12 protein-coding genes, 1 tRNA gene and 1 pseudogene are annotated in these 14,948 nt (G+C 72.3%); 13 read left to right on the top strand and 1 reads right to left on the bottom strand.

From position 1 onward, the window contains the following. The first annotated feature begins 38 nt into the window (after positions 1 to 38). Genes AC1DUQ_RS07635 through AC1DUQ_RS07650 form a run of 4 tightly spaced genes read left to right on the top strand, consistent with a single transcriptional unit; the run spans position 39 to position 4,177 of the window. The gene (locus AC1DUQ_RS07635; protein WP_477059855.1) at positions 39 to 1,112 is read left to right on the top strand and encodes an ABC transporter ATP-binding protein; all 1,074 of its coding nucleotides are present in this window, start codon (positions 39 to 41) and stop codon (positions 1,110 to 1,112) included. Next, on the top strand, positions 1,109 to 2,086 hold the full coding sequence (locus AC1DUQ_RS07640) for an ABC transporter permease (protein WP_477073597.1): 978 nt from the start codon (positions 1,109 to 1,111) through the stop codon (positions 2,084 to 2,086). The genes AC1DUQ_RS07635 and AC1DUQ_RS07640 overlap by 4 nt, the downstream gene beginning before the upstream one ends. A gap of 1 nt (position 2,087) precedes the next feature. Continuing rightward, a complete protein-coding gene (locus AC1DUQ_RS07645; RefSeq protein WP_477059857.1) occupies positions 2,088 to 3,080 on the top strand; it encodes an ABC transporter permease in 993 nt (330 codons plus the stop codon). Further along, complete coding sequence (locus tag AC1DUQ_RS07650) at positions 3,077 to 4,177, top strand: ABC transporter ATP-binding protein (RefSeq protein ID WP_477059858.1); 1,101 nt, start codon at positions 3,077 to 3,079, stop codon at positions 4,175 to 4,177. Before AC1DUQ_RS07645 ends, AC1DUQ_RS07650 begins: the two co-directional genes overlap by 4 nt. A 37-nt stretch (positions 4,178 to 4,214) precedes the next feature. Here the strand turns inward: AC1DUQ_RS07650 and AC1DUQ_RS07655 are convergent, their stop codons facing one another. Further along, complete coding sequence (locus AC1DUQ_RS07655; protein WP_477059859.1) at positions 4,215 to 4,820, bottom strand: helix-turn-helix domain-containing protein; 606 nt, start codon at positions 4,818 to 4,820, stop codon at positions 4,215 to 4,217. A 67-nt stretch (positions 4,821 to 4,887) separates the two neighbouring features. On the opposite strand from AC1DUQ_RS07655, the gene AC1DUQ_RS07660 reads away from it, so the two are divergent. From AC1DUQ_RS07660 to AC1DUQ_RS07700, 9 genes and pseudogenes are all read left to right on the top strand, one after another. Continuing rightward, positions 4,888 to 5,862 carry an NAD(P)/FAD-dependent oxidoreductase gene (locus AC1DUQ_RS07660; protein ID WP_477059860.1) on the top strand — a complete coding sequence of 325 codons (975 nt, stop codon included), beginning with the start codon at positions 4,888 to 4,890 and terminating at the stop codon, positions 5,860 to 5,862. A 50-nt stretch (positions 5,863 to 5,912) separates the two neighbouring features. Continuing rightward, positions 5,913 to 6,254, top strand: a complete 342-nt coding sequence (locus AC1DUQ_RS07665) for a hypothetical protein (protein WP_477059861.1) — start codon at positions 5,913 to 5,915, stop codon at positions 6,252 to 6,254. A gap of 60 nt (positions 6,255 to 6,314) precedes the next feature. Then, entirely contained in the window at positions 6,315 to 7,262 is a 948-nt protein-coding gene (locus AC1DUQ_RS07670) for a phosphatase PAP2 family protein (RefSeq protein WP_477059862.1), read from the top strand. A gap of 78 nt (positions 7,263 to 7,340) precedes the next feature. Beyond that, the gene (topA, locus tag AC1DUQ_RS07675; RefSeq protein ID WP_477059863.1) at positions 7,341 to 10,064 is read left to right on the top strand and encodes a type I DNA topoisomerase; all 2,724 of its coding nucleotides are present in this window, start codon (positions 7,341 to 7,343) and stop codon (positions 10,062 to 10,064) included. Positions 10,065 to 10,283: 219 nt separating this feature from the next. Continuing rightward, entirely contained in the window at positions 10,284 to 11,291 is a 1,008-nt protein-coding gene (locus AC1DUQ_RS07680; protein WP_477073598.1) for a Gfo/Idh/MocA family protein, read from the top strand. Between the two features lie 39 nt (positions 11,292 to 11,330). Then, a pseudogene (gene tmk, locus AC1DUQ_RS07685) lies at positions 11,331 to 11,910 on the top strand (dTMP kinase). Continuing rightward, positions 11,907 to 13,046, top strand: a complete 1,140-nt coding sequence (locus tag AC1DUQ_RS07690) for a DNA polymerase III subunit delta' (RefSeq protein ID WP_477059866.1) — start codon at positions 11,907 to 11,909, stop codon at positions 13,044 to 13,046. Before tmk ends, AC1DUQ_RS07690 begins: the two are co-directional and overlap by 4 nt. A gap of 92 nt (positions 13,047 to 13,138) precedes the next feature. Further along, on the top strand, positions 13,139 to 14,719 hold the full coding sequence (locus tag AC1DUQ_RS07695; protein WP_477059867.1) for an alpha/beta hydrolase: 1,581 nt from the start codon (positions 13,139 to 13,141) through the stop codon (positions 14,717 to 14,719). 79 nt (positions 14,720 to 14,798) lie between these two features. Beyond that, positions 14,799 to 14,874, top strand: a tRNA-Thr gene (locus tag AC1DUQ_RS07700). Positions 14,875 to 14,948 lie beyond the last annotated feature (74 nt).

Consider the following 14,948-nt stretch of genomic DNA (forward strand, 5'->3'; position numbering starts at 1 on the left):
CCCGCMGCACCAACGCACCCGACCCCCAAGGTGACCCGATGAGCTCCCCGCACGAAGAAGACCCGCCAGTCCTGCAGGCGATCGACCTGCGCAAGCACTTCCCCGTCCGCGGCTTCCGCTCGCAGAAGGTCGTGCACGCCGTCGACGACGTGAACCTCTCCCTCTATCGCGGCAAGGTGGTTGCGCTGGTGGGGGAGTCGGGGTCCGGCAAGTCCACGATCGCCCGGCTGCTCGCGCAGCTGATGCCCGTCACGGGCGGGCAGATCCTGCTGCACGGGCAGGACGCGACCGTGAAGAACCGCCGCGCGTTCCACCAGTACGTGCGGAAGGTCCAGATGATCTTCCAGGACCCGTTCGGGTCGCTGAACCCCGTGCACACCGTGCGCTACATGCTCACGCGCAGCCTGAAGATCCACCGCGGGCGCCTGCGCGGCGTCGAGCTGGAGGCCGCGCTCGAGGAGCTGCTGGACCGGGTGCAGCTGCGCCCGGCCGCGCGGTACATCGACAAGTTCCCGCACGAGCTCTCGGGCGGTCAGCGCCAGCGCGTGGCCATCGCCCGCGCGCTCGCGGCCGACCCCGAGGTGCTGCTCGCCGACGAGCCGATCTCGATGCTCGACGTGTCGATCCGCCTGGGCATCCTCAACCTGCTGCGCGACCTGCGGGACCGCCTGCAGCTCGCGATCCTCTACATCACGCACGACATCGCGTCGGCCCGCTACTTCGCCGACACGACGATGGTCATGTACGCCGGCCGGGTCGTCGAGAAGGGCGACTCCGAGTCGGTCACGCAGGACCCCAAGCACCCGTACACGCAGCTGCTGGTCCGGTCCGCACCCGACCCGGACGACCTCGAGGCCCGCGCCCGGGGCGCCCGCGGTGAGGCGCCGAGCCTGGTGGCCCCGCCCGCCGGCTGCCGGTTCAACCCGCGCTGCCCGTTCGCCAACGACGTCTGCCGCACCGAGGTGCCGCCGCTGATGCCCGTCGGGGAGGGCCGCGAGGCCGCCTGCTGGGGGTACGCGGACCGCGAGGACCGGCCTGTGCTGGGGTCCGTGCTCGACGCGTATGGCGAGCGGCCGACCGTGGACGTCTCTGTGCTGGAGGTCGACCGATGAGGTTCTTCACCCGCCGGATCGTGTTCTACGCGATCACCGCGTGGGCAGCGATCACCATCAACTTCTTCATCCCGCGGATCATGCCGGGCGACCCGGTGAGCGCCCTGATCGCCAAGAACCAGGGTCGGATCAGCCCCGACGCCGCCGAGGCGCTGCGCGCCCTGTTCGGGCTGGACGAGAACATGTCCCTCTGGGACCAGTACGTCGCCTACTGGCAGCTGCTGCTGCACGGCGACCTGGGCATCTCGTTCACGTACATGGCGCCCGTGGCGGACGTGATCCGCCAGGCGCTGCCGTGGACCATCGGGCTGGTCGGCATCGCGACGCTCATCAGCTTCACCATCGGCACGCTCGTCGGCACCGGCATCGGCTGGCGCCGCGGCACCTGGATGGACGGGCTGCTGCCGCTGTCGACCTTCTTCTCGGCCGTGCCGTACTTCTGGCTCGCCCTGATCGCCATCTCGCTGTTCTCGGTGACGCTCGGCTGGTTCCCCGCGAGCGGCAGCTACGACCGCAGCATGGTGCCCAACCTGTCGTGGGAGTTCATCGGGTCCGTCATCTACTACGGGTTCCTGCCGGCCATGACGATCGTGATCTCGTCGATCGCGGGCTGGATGCTCGGCATGCGCAACATGATGGTCACCGTGTCCTCCGAGGACTACGTGACCGTCGCGCAGGCCAAGGGCCTCAAGGAGCGGACCGTGCGGATGGGCTACGCCGCCCGCAACGCGATCCTGCCGCAGGTGTCCAGCTTCGCTCTGTCGCTCGGCTTCATCGTCGGCGGCACCCTGGTCATGGAGATCGTGTTCTCGTACCAGGGCATCGGCTACTACCTCTTCAGCGCCGTGAACGCGAAGGACTACCCCCTCATGCAGGGGTGCTTCCTGGTGATCACGTTCGCGGTGCTGCYCGCCAACATGGCAGCCGACGTCGCCTACGGCTTCCTCGACCCCCGCACGCGTCAGGAGGGCTGACATGACCGTCGAAGCCGCGTTCCTCGAGGACCTGGAGATCACGCCCGACGCGACGGCCCCGCGCACGGGCAAGCGCCGGTTCCTGTTCATGCGCAACGCGAAGGCCCTCACCGGCCTCGTGATCCTCGGGTTCTTCTTCCTCATCGCGATCATCGGGCCGTGGATCGCGCCGTACGACCCGAACGCGCGGTCGTCGGCCATCCTGCAGCCGCCGTCGTGGGCGCACCTCATGGGCACCACGCACCAGGGCCAGGACATCATGAGCCAGCTGATCCTCGGCACGCGCAGCGTGCTGGTGGTCGGGTTCGTGGCCGGCACGGTGGCCACGGTGATCGGCGTGATCGTCGGCGTCACCGCGGGCTACATCGGCGGGTTCGGCGACGAGTCGCTGTCCGCGCTGTCCAACGTGTTCCTGGTCATCCCGCAGCTGCCGCTCATCATCATCATCGCGGGCCAGCTGCCGTCCGCCGGGGGGCTCACGGTCGCGCTGGTGATCGCGGCGACCGGCTGGGCGTGGGGCGCCCGCGTCCTGCGAGCGCAGACGCTCTCGCTCCGGAAACGCGACTTCGTCGAGGCCGCGCGCGCCAACGGCGAGAGCACGTGGCGGATCATCTCCGCGGAGATCCTGCCCAACCTCACGGCCATCATCGCCGCCGGGTTCGTCGGCACCGTCGGGTTCGCCGTCCTGTCGCAGATCACGCTCTCGTTCGTCGGCATCACGCCCACCAACGAGTGGAACTGGGGCACGGTCCTGTACTGGGCGCAGGCGCAGCTGGCCCTGCAGCGCGGTGCGTGGTGGTGGTTCGTCCCCGCCGGTCTGCTCATCGCCCTGCTGGGCATGGCCTTGACGCTCATCAACTTCGGCATCGACGAGTTCGTCAACCCGCGCCTGCGGTCGGTGGGCCTGAACGCCCGCTCGATGCGCAAGCGCAAGATCCGTCCGCGCATCGGCTTCACGCCGGTGGTCTACGAGGCCAAGGAGGATCGCGCGTGAGTGCCGTGACCACCCAGCGCGCGTTCCGGGCGAACGCCGCTGCGACCGACCCCGTCCTGGAGATCAAGAACCTCTCGGTCGACTACGGGTACGACGAGGACCCGACGCACGTGCTGCGCCAGGTCTCGCTCACCCTCAACCGCGGCGAGGTGCTCGGCCTGGCCGGCGAGTCCGGCTGCGGCAAGTCGACGCTCGCCTACGCGGCGACCCGGCTGCTGCCTCCGCCCGGTCTGATCACGGGCGGCGAGGTCGTCTTCACCGACCGCGACGGGCAGAAGACCGACATCCTCACGCTCAACGACGCCGAGCTGCGGGCCACCCGCTGGCAGGACCTCGCGATCGTGTTCCAGGGCGCGATGAATTCGCTGAACCCGGTGTACCGGATCGGCCGGCAGATCGCCGACGGCATCTCCGCGCACCTGCCGGGGGTCACCAAGAAGGAGGCCCTGGAGCGTGCCGCGGGCATGCTCGAGCTGGTCGGCATCTCCGCGGACCGGCTGCGCGACTACCCACACCAGCTGTCGGGCGGCATGCGGCAGCGCGTGATGATCGCCATGGCCCTCGCGCTGGACCCGCAGGTGCTGATCATGGACGAGCCGACGACGGCCCTCGACGTGGTCATGCAGCGGCAGATCGTGGAGCAGATCGCGGAGCTGCGCGACCGGCTCGGGTTCTCGGTCATCTTCATCACGCACGACGTCTCGCTGCTCATCGAGATCGCCGACCGGATCGCGATCATGTACGCCGGCGAGATCGTCGAGGACGCGTCGGCGCAGGACATGTACCGCCGCCCGCGGCACCCGTACTCCGACGCGCTGCTGCACTCGTTCCCGCCCCTGCGCGGGCCCAGGCGTGAGCTGACCGGCATCCCGGGGTCACCCCCGGACATGTCCAACCTGCCCACGGGCTGCCCCTACCGGACGCGGTGCGCGCACGTGTTCGACGCCTGCGCGGCGATCACCCCGGAGCTCGTCGCGCCCGCGGTCGAGGGCGACGACCCCCGCCGCTCGGTCGCGTGCCTGCGCCACGACCCCGCGACGGTCGCCGCCGCCGGGTTCGAGCCGCAGCCCGTGCCGGTGGAGCTGCAGGTCCGCTGAGCCCCGCCCTGCCCCCGGCTCCCTCTCCACGGGACTGCTAGCCGGGGGCGGGGCGGCCCTGCTCCTTCGTGCGCGGCGACGCGCGCAGGTGCACCCGCTCGCCCTGGGTGCCGAAGATGACCAGCAGCTCCACGGGGCCCGGTCCCTCGTTGGCGAACCAGTGGGGCACGCGGGTGTCGAACTCGGCGGCCTCGCCCGGAGGGAGCACCAGGTCGTGCTCGCCGAGCACCAGCCGCAGGTGGCCGTCGATGACGTAGAGCCACTCGTAGCCCTCGTGGGTGTTCAGCTCCGGGTCGGGCGTCGGCGGGGCCGGCGGCAGGACCAGCTTGTAGACGAGCATCCCGCCGGAGCGCCGCGACAGCGGGATGACGGTCTTGCCGTGCTCGGTGACCGGGCGCGGGTGGATGCGCGGGTCGCCCGTCGCGGGCGCGCCCACCAGCTCGTCGAGCGGCACGCGGTACAGGCCGGCCAGGGGGACCAGCAGCTCCAGCTGCGGGCGCCGGGTACCCGACTCGAGGCGCGACAAGGTGCTGACGGAGATGCTCGTGGCGTCCGCGACCTGAGCCAGGGTCAGCCCGCGCTGCTGGCGGACCGCGCGGAGTCGGGGGCCGACGGTGCGCATCAGCTGGTCGATGTCGTCCATGGGTCGCAGTTTGCCACTTCGGCAAGGATGCTTGCCGGTCGGCGTGGGGGCGTCTGATGCTCTCCGCATGAGAGATGTGGTGGTCATCGGTGGTGGTGCTGCGGGGCTCAGCGGGGCGGTGACGCTGGCGCGGGCACGCCGGTCGGTCCTGGTGATCGACGCCGGCTCGCCCAGGAACGCGCCGGCCGACGGGGTGCACGGCCTGCTGGGCCAGGAGGGGGTGCCGCCGCTCGACCTGCTGGAGCGCGGGCGGGCCGAGCTGGTGGGGTACGGCGGCCTGGTGCTTCCCGGCCAGGTCGTGGCCGCCGCACGCGAGGACGACGGGTTCGTCGTGACGCTGGCCGACGGGACGACCGAGCGTGCGCGACGCCTGCTGGTGGCCACCGGCCTCGTCGACGAGCTCCCCGACCTCCCCGGCCTGCGTGAGCGCTGGGGCCACGACGTCCTGCACTGCCCCTACTGCCACGGCTGGGAGGTGCGCGACCAGCCGATCGGTGTGCTCGGCACCACGGAGCGCTCGGTGCACCAGGCGCTGCTGTTCCGGCAGTGGTCCGACGACGTCCTCCTCCTCCAGCACACCGCCCCGGACCCGACGCCGGAGCAGGCCGAGCAGCTGGCAGCGCGAGGTGTGCGGGTGGTGCCCGGCCGCGTGGCGGAGGTGCTCGCCGCCGACGGCCGGCTCAGCGGCGTGCGGCTGGAGTCGGGCGAGGTGGTGGCCCGGTCCGCGCTGACCGTGATGCCGCGGTTCGTCGCGCGGCTGGACGGGCTCGCCGGTCTCGGGCTGGTCGCCGTGCCGCACGAGATGGGCGTCGGGGAGCACGCCGCGTCGGACCTCATGGGGGCGTCGAGCGTCCCGGGCGTGTGGGTGGCCGGCAACGCGGCCGACCTGATGGCCCAGGTGACCGGAGCGATGGCGGCCGGCACGCGCGCCGCCGCGGCGCTGAACCTGGACCTGATCGCGGAGGACACCGCGCTCGCGGTCGACGCAGCCCACAGGCAAAGAGGTGGTCACGTCCAGGTTGTGCACAGCCCCGGTCGGTGAAGTGGGTGTCGAGCASGCACCGCGTGACCGACAGAGCCGGGAGGCCCGCCATGAGCCTGCATGCAACCGCAGCGACCGCACCCGCCACGCTGGACCCCTGGCTGACCGCGAACGTCCGGCCCGCGGGGTCGTTCGGTCGCGCGGACGTGGTCCGGCTCCGCGCGCTGCTGGGCGCGCTGTCCGCGAGTGCGTCGCTGGTGGTGCTCGACCTCGCCGCCGTGAGCCTGCGCAGCGGGCACGCGGCCGAGGCGATCGACGAGGCGGGCTGGGAGCTCGAGCGCCGGGGCGGCTGCCTGCTGTGCATCAACGCGGACGCCGACGTGCGCGCGCGGCTGGACGGCTGCCGGCACGCCGTGGTGGTCGGGCCGGGGGAGCCGACGCCGCTGCCGTGAGGCTGTCTGCACGTCGGAACGGCACCGGGTGCACCCCTTCGGGTGACCTACCTTGGTGCGGTGAGCGACACCCCCGTCATCCCCGCACCGTCGCGGCAGGCTCCGGCCGCCGCGGACCGGCGTGGTGTGGTCGTCGCGATCGCGGTCGTCGTGGCGGTGCTCTCGTTCGCGGGGGTGTTCGTGCTCTGGCGCGTGTTCGTCGACACGCTGGCGGGTCAGCAGGTGGAGAACGCCGCGCTCCAGGGCGCCCTGTACGGCCAGACGCAGCTGTGGCGGGTGGCCGAGCGGGTGCTCGACGTGGTGTCGGTGAGCGCCATCGCCGCCGTCCTCCTCGGCGCGATGCTCATCGCCGCGCTGCGCCGCCGCTGGTCGCTGGCCGTGCAGGTGGCCGTGCTGATGATCGGTGCCAACCTCACCACCCGCGTGCTCAAGAACGCGGTCCTCTACCGCCCGGACCTCGGGGTGGAGGCCAGCTACGGCAACACCCTGCCCAGCGGGCACACCACGGCGGCCGCCTCGATCTCGGCGGCGCTGCTGCTCGTGGTCCCGCCGCGCATGCGCCCGTGGGCGGCCGTGCTCGGCGCCGGCTACACGACGGCGACGGGCGTCTCGACCCTCATCGGTCAGTGGCACCGGCCGTCGGACGTCGTCGCGGCGGTGCTCGTCGTCCTCGCGTGGACCGCGATCGCCTGCGCGCTCGTCGCGCTGACGCCCGCGCGGCCGTCGACCGCGACCGGTGCCCTCCGCCTCGCGTCGGACCCGCCCCCGGCGCCCGCCACGATGCGCGCGGTGCTCGCGGGGCTCGTCATCGTGGGTGTCGGCGCGGGGGCGTCCGCGGCGGTCGCCCTCTCGCACACGTGGAACAACCGGGACGATCTGGAGGCCCGCGCCGAGCAGGTGACCGCCTATCTGGGCGGTGCCGCGGGCGCCCTGATGGCGTCGTGCCTGGCGTTCGCGGTCATGCTGGTGCTGCGGCAGGCCGCGGCATCGCGATTGCCGCGGGGTTGACGGCACGCCGTAGAGTCCCCAGCGGTGAACGAGGAAGCGGGTCGTCCGGCCCGCCGAAGTCTGAGAAGGGCCTGACCGATGTCTGCAGGGCGCAAGCTCGTGATCGTGGAGTCGCCTGCCAAGGCGCGCACGATCGCCGGGTACCTCGGCGAGGAGTACGACGTCGAGGCGAGCGTCGGGCACATCCGTGACCTCCCCCAGCCCTCGGAGCTGCCGGCGGACATGAAGAAGGGTCCGTTCGGCAAGTTCGCGGTCGACGTGGACAACGGCTTCGCGCCGTACTACGTGGTCGACGCGGACAAGAAGAAGAAGGTCAGCGAGCTCAAGAAGCTGCTGAAGGACTCCGACGAGCTCTTCCTGGCCACCGATGAGGACCGCGAGGGCGAGGCCATCGCCTGGCACCTGCTGCAGGAGCTCAAGCCCAAGGTCCCCGTCAAGCGCATGGTGTTCCACGAGATCACCCGCGAGGCCATCCAGCGCGCGCTGGCCAACACCCGCGAGCTGGACGACCGGCTGGTCGACGCCCAGGAGACCCGCCGCATCCTCGACCGGCTGTACGGGTACGAGGTCAGCCCCGTGCTCTGGCGCAAGGTCCGTCAGGGCCTGTCGGCCGGCCGCGTGCAGTCCGTCGCGACGCGGCTGGTGGTCGAGCGCGAGCGCGAGCGCATGGCGTTCGTCGCCGCCGACTACTGGGACGTGACGGGCACGTTCGCCGTCGCCGACGAGGCCGAGCCGTCCTTCGACGCCCGCCTGACGTCGGTCGACGGGCAGCGTGTCGCCAGCGGGCGTGACTTCCTGGACACCGGGCAGCTGCGGGCCGCCGACGTCGCCCACCTCGACGAGGCGCGGGCGACGTCGCTCGTCGCCGGCCTCGCCGACGCGTCGTTCTCGGTGGCCTCGCTGGAGACCAAGCCGTACACGCGCCGCCCCGCCGCCCCGTTCACCACCTCGACCCTCCAGCAGGAGGCGTCGCGCAAGCTGCGGATGGCGTCCCGGCAGACCATGCGCACCGCGCAGGGGCTGTACGAGAACGGCTACATCACCTACATGCGTACSGACTCCTCGTCGCTGAGCACGCAGGCGATCGACGCCGCGCGGCGGCAGGCCTCGGAGCTGTACGGCGCCGAGTACATCCCCGACGCGCCCCGCGTGTACACGAGCAAGGCCAAGGGTGCCCAGGAGGCCCACGAGGCCATCCGGCCCGCCGGTGACCACTTCCGGACCCCGGCGCAGGTGGCCAAGGAGCTGTCCGGCGACCAGTTCCGCCTGTACGAGCTGATCTGGAAGCGCACCGTCGCCTCGCAGATGGCCGACGCCCGCGGTCAGACCGCCTCGGTCCGCCTCGGTGCCACCGCGGCCGAAGGCACCGACGTCCTGTTCTCGGCGTCGGGCACGGTCATCACGTTCCGCGGGTTCCTCGCCGCGTACGAGGAGGGTCGCGACGTCTCGCGGTACTCCGAGGACGCCGAGGAGGCCCCGGCCGAGAAGGACGACGCCCGCCTGCCGAAGATGTCCGAGGGCGACCCGCTGTCGGCGTCGGACCTCACCGCCGACGGCCACCGCACGTCCCCGCCGCCGCGCTTCACCGAGGCCTCGCTGGTCAAGGCGCTCGAGGAGCGCGGGATCGGCCGCCCGTCCACCTACGCCGCGACGATCTCCGTCATCCAGGACCGCGGGTACGTGACCGGTCGCGGGCAGGCCCTCGTGCCGTCGTGGCTGGCGTTCGCAGTCACGCGACTGCTCGAGGAGAACTTCGACTGGCTGGTCGACTACGACTTCACCGCCGAGATGGAGGAGGACCTCGACGCCATCGCGGCGGGGGACAAGGACCGCGTGGCGTGGCTGTCGAGGTTCTACTTCGGCGACGGCTCGGGCAACGAGGAGGGCGAGGGCCTGCGGGACCTCGTCGCCAACCTCGGTGACATCGACGCCCGCGAGGTCAACTCGATCCCGATCGGCGAGGGCATCGTCCTGCGCGTCGGCCGGTACGGGCCGTACCTCGAGGACTCTCTGGCGGAGCCGGCTGAGGACGGCACCACCCGGCGCGCGTCGGTCCCCGAGGAGCTGGCACCCGACGAGCTCACCGTGGCCAAGGCGCGCGAGCTCCTGGAGACGCAGCCCGAGGGCGACCAGGTGCTTGGCACCGACCCCGTCGCCGGCACCCCGATCGTCGCGCGCAACGGCCGCTACGGCCCGTACGTGACCGAGATCCTGCCCGACCCGGAGATCGACACGTCGCTGTCGGCCGCCGCGCAGAAGCGGGCGCTGGCCGCCGCCCCGAAGCCGCGCACCGCGTCGCTGTTCAAGTCGATGTCGCTGCAGTCGGTGACCCTCGACGACGCCCTCATGCTCCTGTCGCTGCCGCGCGTGGTCGGCGTGGACCCCGAGTCCGGGACCGAGATCACCGCGCAGAACGGCCGCTACGGSCCGTACCTGAAGAAGGGCACSGACTCGCGCACGCTGGCCTCGGAGGAGGCGCTCTTCTCGACGACGCTCGACGAGGCGCTGGCCATCTACGCGCAGCCCAAGCGCGGCCGCGGCGCGACGTCGGCACCGCCCCTGCGTGAGCTGGGCGACGACCCGACGTCCGAGAAGCCGATCACCGTCAAGGAGGGGCGCTTCGGCGCCTACGTCACGGACGGGGTCACCAACCGGACCCTCCCGCGGGACCTCACGCCCGAGTCGATCACGCGCGAGCAGGCGGTCGAGCTGCTGGCCGAGAAGCGTGCGTCGGCCCCCGCGAAGAAGAAGGCCCCCGCCCGCCGCACACCGGCCAAGAGCAAGGCCGCCGCCAAGAAGTAGGGCTCAGCCGAACAGGCTCTCGCGGGTCACGGTCGGGTCCGCGCGGCCGTCGAGCACGCGACGGCAAGGCGGTCCGCCCGGCGAGCTCGTGAGTTCTGGGCGAGTTCGTGAGCTGCGGCTCACGAACTCGACTCGTCCTCACGAACTCGGCGCCGCGGCGGCCCGGACCGGCACCGGCCCGGCATGGCGCGCACCGCCACGCGCGCTAGGTTGTGGCCCATGGCTGACCGCGCTGAAGACCCCCGTTCCGCACCGCCGATCCGCTGGGGCATCCTCGGCGCCGGCAACATCGCCGCGACGTTCGCGTCGGCCGTCAACGCGCACACCCGCGCGCAGCTGGTCGCGGTCGGCTCGCGCAACAAGGACCGTGCGGAGCGGTTCGCCACGGCGCACCACATCCCCACCACCCACGTGGGCTACCGCGAGCTCGTCGAGGACGCGCAGGTCGACGCCGTCTACATCGCGACCCCGCACTCCGAGCACAAGGAGCAGGCGCTCCTGGCCATCAAGGCCGGCAAGCACGTGCTGGTCGAGAAGGCGTTCACGCGGAACGCCGGGGAGGCCGAGGAGGTCTTCGCCGCCGCACGCGCCGCCGGGGTGTTCGTCATGGAGGCGATGTGGACGCGGTTCCTGCCGCACGTCTACGCGCTCCACCAGGTGATCGACGCCGGGGAGATCGGCGAGATCATCAACCTGTCCGCCGACCACGGTCAGGCGTTCACGTTCGACCCGAAGAGCCGGCTGTTCGACCCGGCGCTGGCCGGCGGCGCCCTGCTCGACCTGGGTGTGTACCCCGTCTCGTTCGCCCATGACTTCCTCGGCGTCCCCGATGGCGTGCAGGCGGTCGGGCAGCTGACCACCACGGGCGTCGACGGCCAGATCTCCATGGTCCTGTCCTACGGGGACCGGGCGCAGGCCACCCTGTCGACGACGATGTGGGCCAAGACGCCGACGATGGCGCTCATCTCGGGCACCGAGGGCAACATCGTGGTCAAAGGCAGCTTCTACGCCCCGACCTCGTTCCACGTGCAGCGCCTCGACGGCCGGGTCTGGGAGTTCAACCAGCCGGGCACCAAGGGCCTGCAGTACGAGGCCGCGGAGGTCRCCCGCCGGGTGGCCGAGGGCGCCACGCAGAGCCCGCGGATGACCTGGGGCAACACCCTCGAGGTGCTGCGGACCATGGACACGATCCGCTCGCAGATCGGCGTCGGCTACCCCGGGGAGTGAGGCGCCCGGGCTGTCACCGGCGGCGGCTACCCTGACGCAGTGACCTCGCCTCCTGCTGGCCTCTTCCTCTCCTTCGAGGGCGGCGACGGCGCCGGCAAGTCGACGCAGGCGCGCCTCCTGGGCGAGTGGCTCACCGGCCTCGGCCGCGAGGTCGTGCTCACGCGGGAGCCCGGCGGCACCGAGCTCGGCGTCCTGCTGCGGGACGCGGTCCTGCACGGCGACCACGTCGACGCACGCACCGAGGCACTCCTGTACGCCACCGACCGCGCGCACCACGTGGCGTCGCTGGTCCGCCCGGCGCTGGCCCGCGGTGTCGTGGTCGTCACCGACCGCTACCTCGACTCCTCCGTGGCCCCTGTGGGCCGTCGACGGGCTGCTCCCGGCGCTGACCGTGCTGCTGGACCTCGATCCCGTGGCCGGCAAGGCGCGGCTGACGGGGGACCCGGACCGGCTCGAGAGGGCCGGCGACGAGTTCCACCGGCGCACGCGTGAGGCGTTCCTCGGCCGGGCCGCAGCCGAGCCCGGCCGGTGGCTCGTGCTGGACGCGACGCGGCCGGTCGACGAGCTCGCCGCCGCGGTGCGCGAGCGCGTGGCACCGCTGCTCGGGGTCGCGCCGTGACCAGCGTCTGGGACGACGTCGTCGGCCAAGAGCCCGCGGTCGAGGTGCTCCGGCACGCCATCGAGGACCCCGCGGCGATGACCCACGCGTGGCTGCTGACCGGACCCCCCGGATCGGGACGGTCGAACGCTGCCCGCGCGTTCGCCGCGGCTCTGCAGTGCGCGACCGGCGGCTGCGGCGTCTGCCACGACTGCACCACCACCCTGCGCGGGCTGCACCCGGACGTCACGGTCGTCGCCACCGAGGGCGTGTTCATCCGCGCCGAGACCGCCCGCCCGCTGGTGGAGCTCGCGCAGCGGTCCCCCTCGCAGGGGCGGCACCGGGTCATCATCATCGAGGACGCCGACCGGCTGAACGACACCAGCGGCAACTCGCTGCTCAAGGCCATCGAGGAGCCGGCCGGCCGCACGGTCTGGGTGCTCTGCGCGCCGAGCCCGCAGGACGTCCTGGTCACCATCCGGTCCCGCAGCCGGTCGGTGGCGCTCCGGGTTCCACCGGTCGACGCGGTCGCGGCCCTGCTGGTGTCGCGCGACGGGATCGACCCGCAGGTGGCCATGGTCGCGGCCCGCGCGGCGCAGAGCCACGTCGGGATCGCCCGACGGCTGGCCCGGGACCCCGAGGCTCGCGCACGCCGGTCCGCGGTGCTGGGCATCGCGGCGAAGATCCGCGGGGTCGGCGACGCGGTCATGGCGGCCGGTGAGCTCGTCGAGACCGCGCAGGCCGACGCCAAGGCCGCCACCGAGCAGCGGGACGCCGAGGAGAAGGCGGAGCTGCTCCGGTCGATGGGCGCCGAGGGCGCAGCCACCCTGCCGCCCTCCCTGCGCACCCAGGTGCGGCAGCTGGAGGAGGACCAGAAGCGCCGGGCCACCCGCGCGCAGCGGGACGTGCTGGACCGCGCGATGGTCGACCTGCTCTCGCTCTACCGGGACGTGCTCGTCGTGCAGCTGGGAGCAGGCGTCGAGCTGGTGAACGTCGAGCACGAGGCGTCGGTCCGTGCACTGGCGGAGGCGAGCACGTCCGTCCAGACCCTGCGCCGGATGGATGCGGTCGGTCAGGCGCGCACCCGCCTGGCGGGGAACGTGGCCCCGTTGCTCGCCGTCGAGGCGATGGCGGTGGCGCTGCGTCCGCAGGGCTGATCGTCCGCGCCGGTTGTGCAGATCGAGTGACGGCTGCGCACCCTGGGCGGACCGGGCGACTGTGGCTCAGGATCGGCGGCTACCGTGTGCGCATGCCGCTCTCCGCCCGCCTCGTCGCGCCCGCGGGCGTCGAACGTGACCGGCGGCCACGCCTCGCCGCTGCCCTCGTCAGTGCCGCCCTCGTCGTCGTCGTCCTGCTCGCCGGGTGCGTGGCACCCAAGAACCAGGCGTCGGCCCCCGCCGAGGGCACGAGCACGGCGGCGCCGTCCGACGGGGCGACCGGTGACCTCGCCCAGTTCTACGGGCAGCAGCTCGAGTGGACGACGTGCGCGGAGGGCGAGTGCGCGACGGCGCAGGTTCCGGTGGACTACGCGAACCCGTCCGGCCCGTCGATCGGGATCGCACTGGCGCGACTCAAGGCGACCGGGGGCGAGCCGCTCGGCTCCCTGCTGGTCAACCCCGGAGGCCCGGGTGTGTCCGGCGTCGACTTCCTCGCCTCGCTCTCGTCGACGGTGAGCCCGGACGTGCGGCTGCAGTACGACCTCGTCGCGTTCGACCCGCGCGGCGTCCAGCGGTCCAGCCCCGTGGACTGCGTCGACGGGCCTGCCCTGGACGAGCTTCTCGCCTTCGACCCGGACTACTCCACCGACGCGGGCATCCAGACGGTCATCGACATGTACGGCGAGCTCGGAGTCGGCTGCGCGGAGCGGACGGGCGACGTCCTGGGGCACGTCGACACCGTCAGCGCGACCCGCGACCTCGACATCCTGCGCGGCGCGCTCGGTGACGAGAAGCTCTCCTACCTCGGCTACTCCTACGGGACGGTGCTCGGCTCCACGTACGCGGCCCTGTTCCCCGCGAAGGTGGGCCGCCTGGTGCTGGACGGCGCCAAGCCGCCCACGCTGACCACCACCGAGGTGTCGCAGGGGCAGGCCGTCGGCTTCGAGACCGCCCTGCGCGCCTATATCACCGACTGCCAGGCCGGTCCCCGGTGCCCCCTGGACGGGTCCGCCGACGACGGTCTCGCCCAGATCAAGGACCTGCTCGACCGCGCGCGCAGCAACCCCCTGTCCACCGGCACGGCCCGTGATCTGACCGCCTCGCTGGCCTTCTACGGGATCGCGATGCCGCTGTACTCGCAGTCGTACTGGCCCTACCTGACGCAGGCCCTGACGGCGGCGCTCGAGAGCAACGACGGCTCGATGCTCCTCCAGCTGGCCGACCAGTACTTCGACCGGGAGCCGGACGGCACCTACAGCACGAACGCGATGGTGGCGTTCTTCGGGATCAACTGCCTGGACAGCCGCGACCCCGCCGACTTCGACGCCATGCGCGCCGAGGCCGCCCAGATCGAGGCCGCGGCGCCGACGGTCGGCGTCTTCTTCGGCTACGGCCCTACGGTGTGCGCCCAGTGGCCCGTCCCCGAGGTCGGGGGGCTCCCCTCGTACACGGCCGAGGGCGCGGCACCCATCCTCGTCGTCGGTACCACCGGCGACCCGGCGACCCCGTACGCGTGGGCCGAGGAGATGGCCGACCTCTTGTCGTCGGGCGTGCTGCTGACCTACGAGGGGGAGGGCCACACCGCCTACGGCTCCTCGAACGAGTGCATCGCCGCCGCCGTCGACGGGTACCTGCTGGCGGGGACAGTCCCGGCCGACGGGACCCGTTGCTGACGATCCCGCTCGCTTTGGAGCGGCGGGGGTCTGCCGGGTACAGTAAGCGGGCTCGCCGGGGACCACGGTCCACGACGACGCCGCCTTAGCTCAGTCGGCAGAGCGTCTCACTCGTAATGAGAAGGTCAAGAGTTCGATTCTCTTAGGCGGCTCCACCACGAAGGCCCCGTGACCAGCGACATCGCGGGCGCGGGGCCTTCGACATGCCCGGGCCTGCGCCCTTTGAGGC

Source organism: Cellulomonas sp. P4_B5_2 (assembly GCF_056402235.1).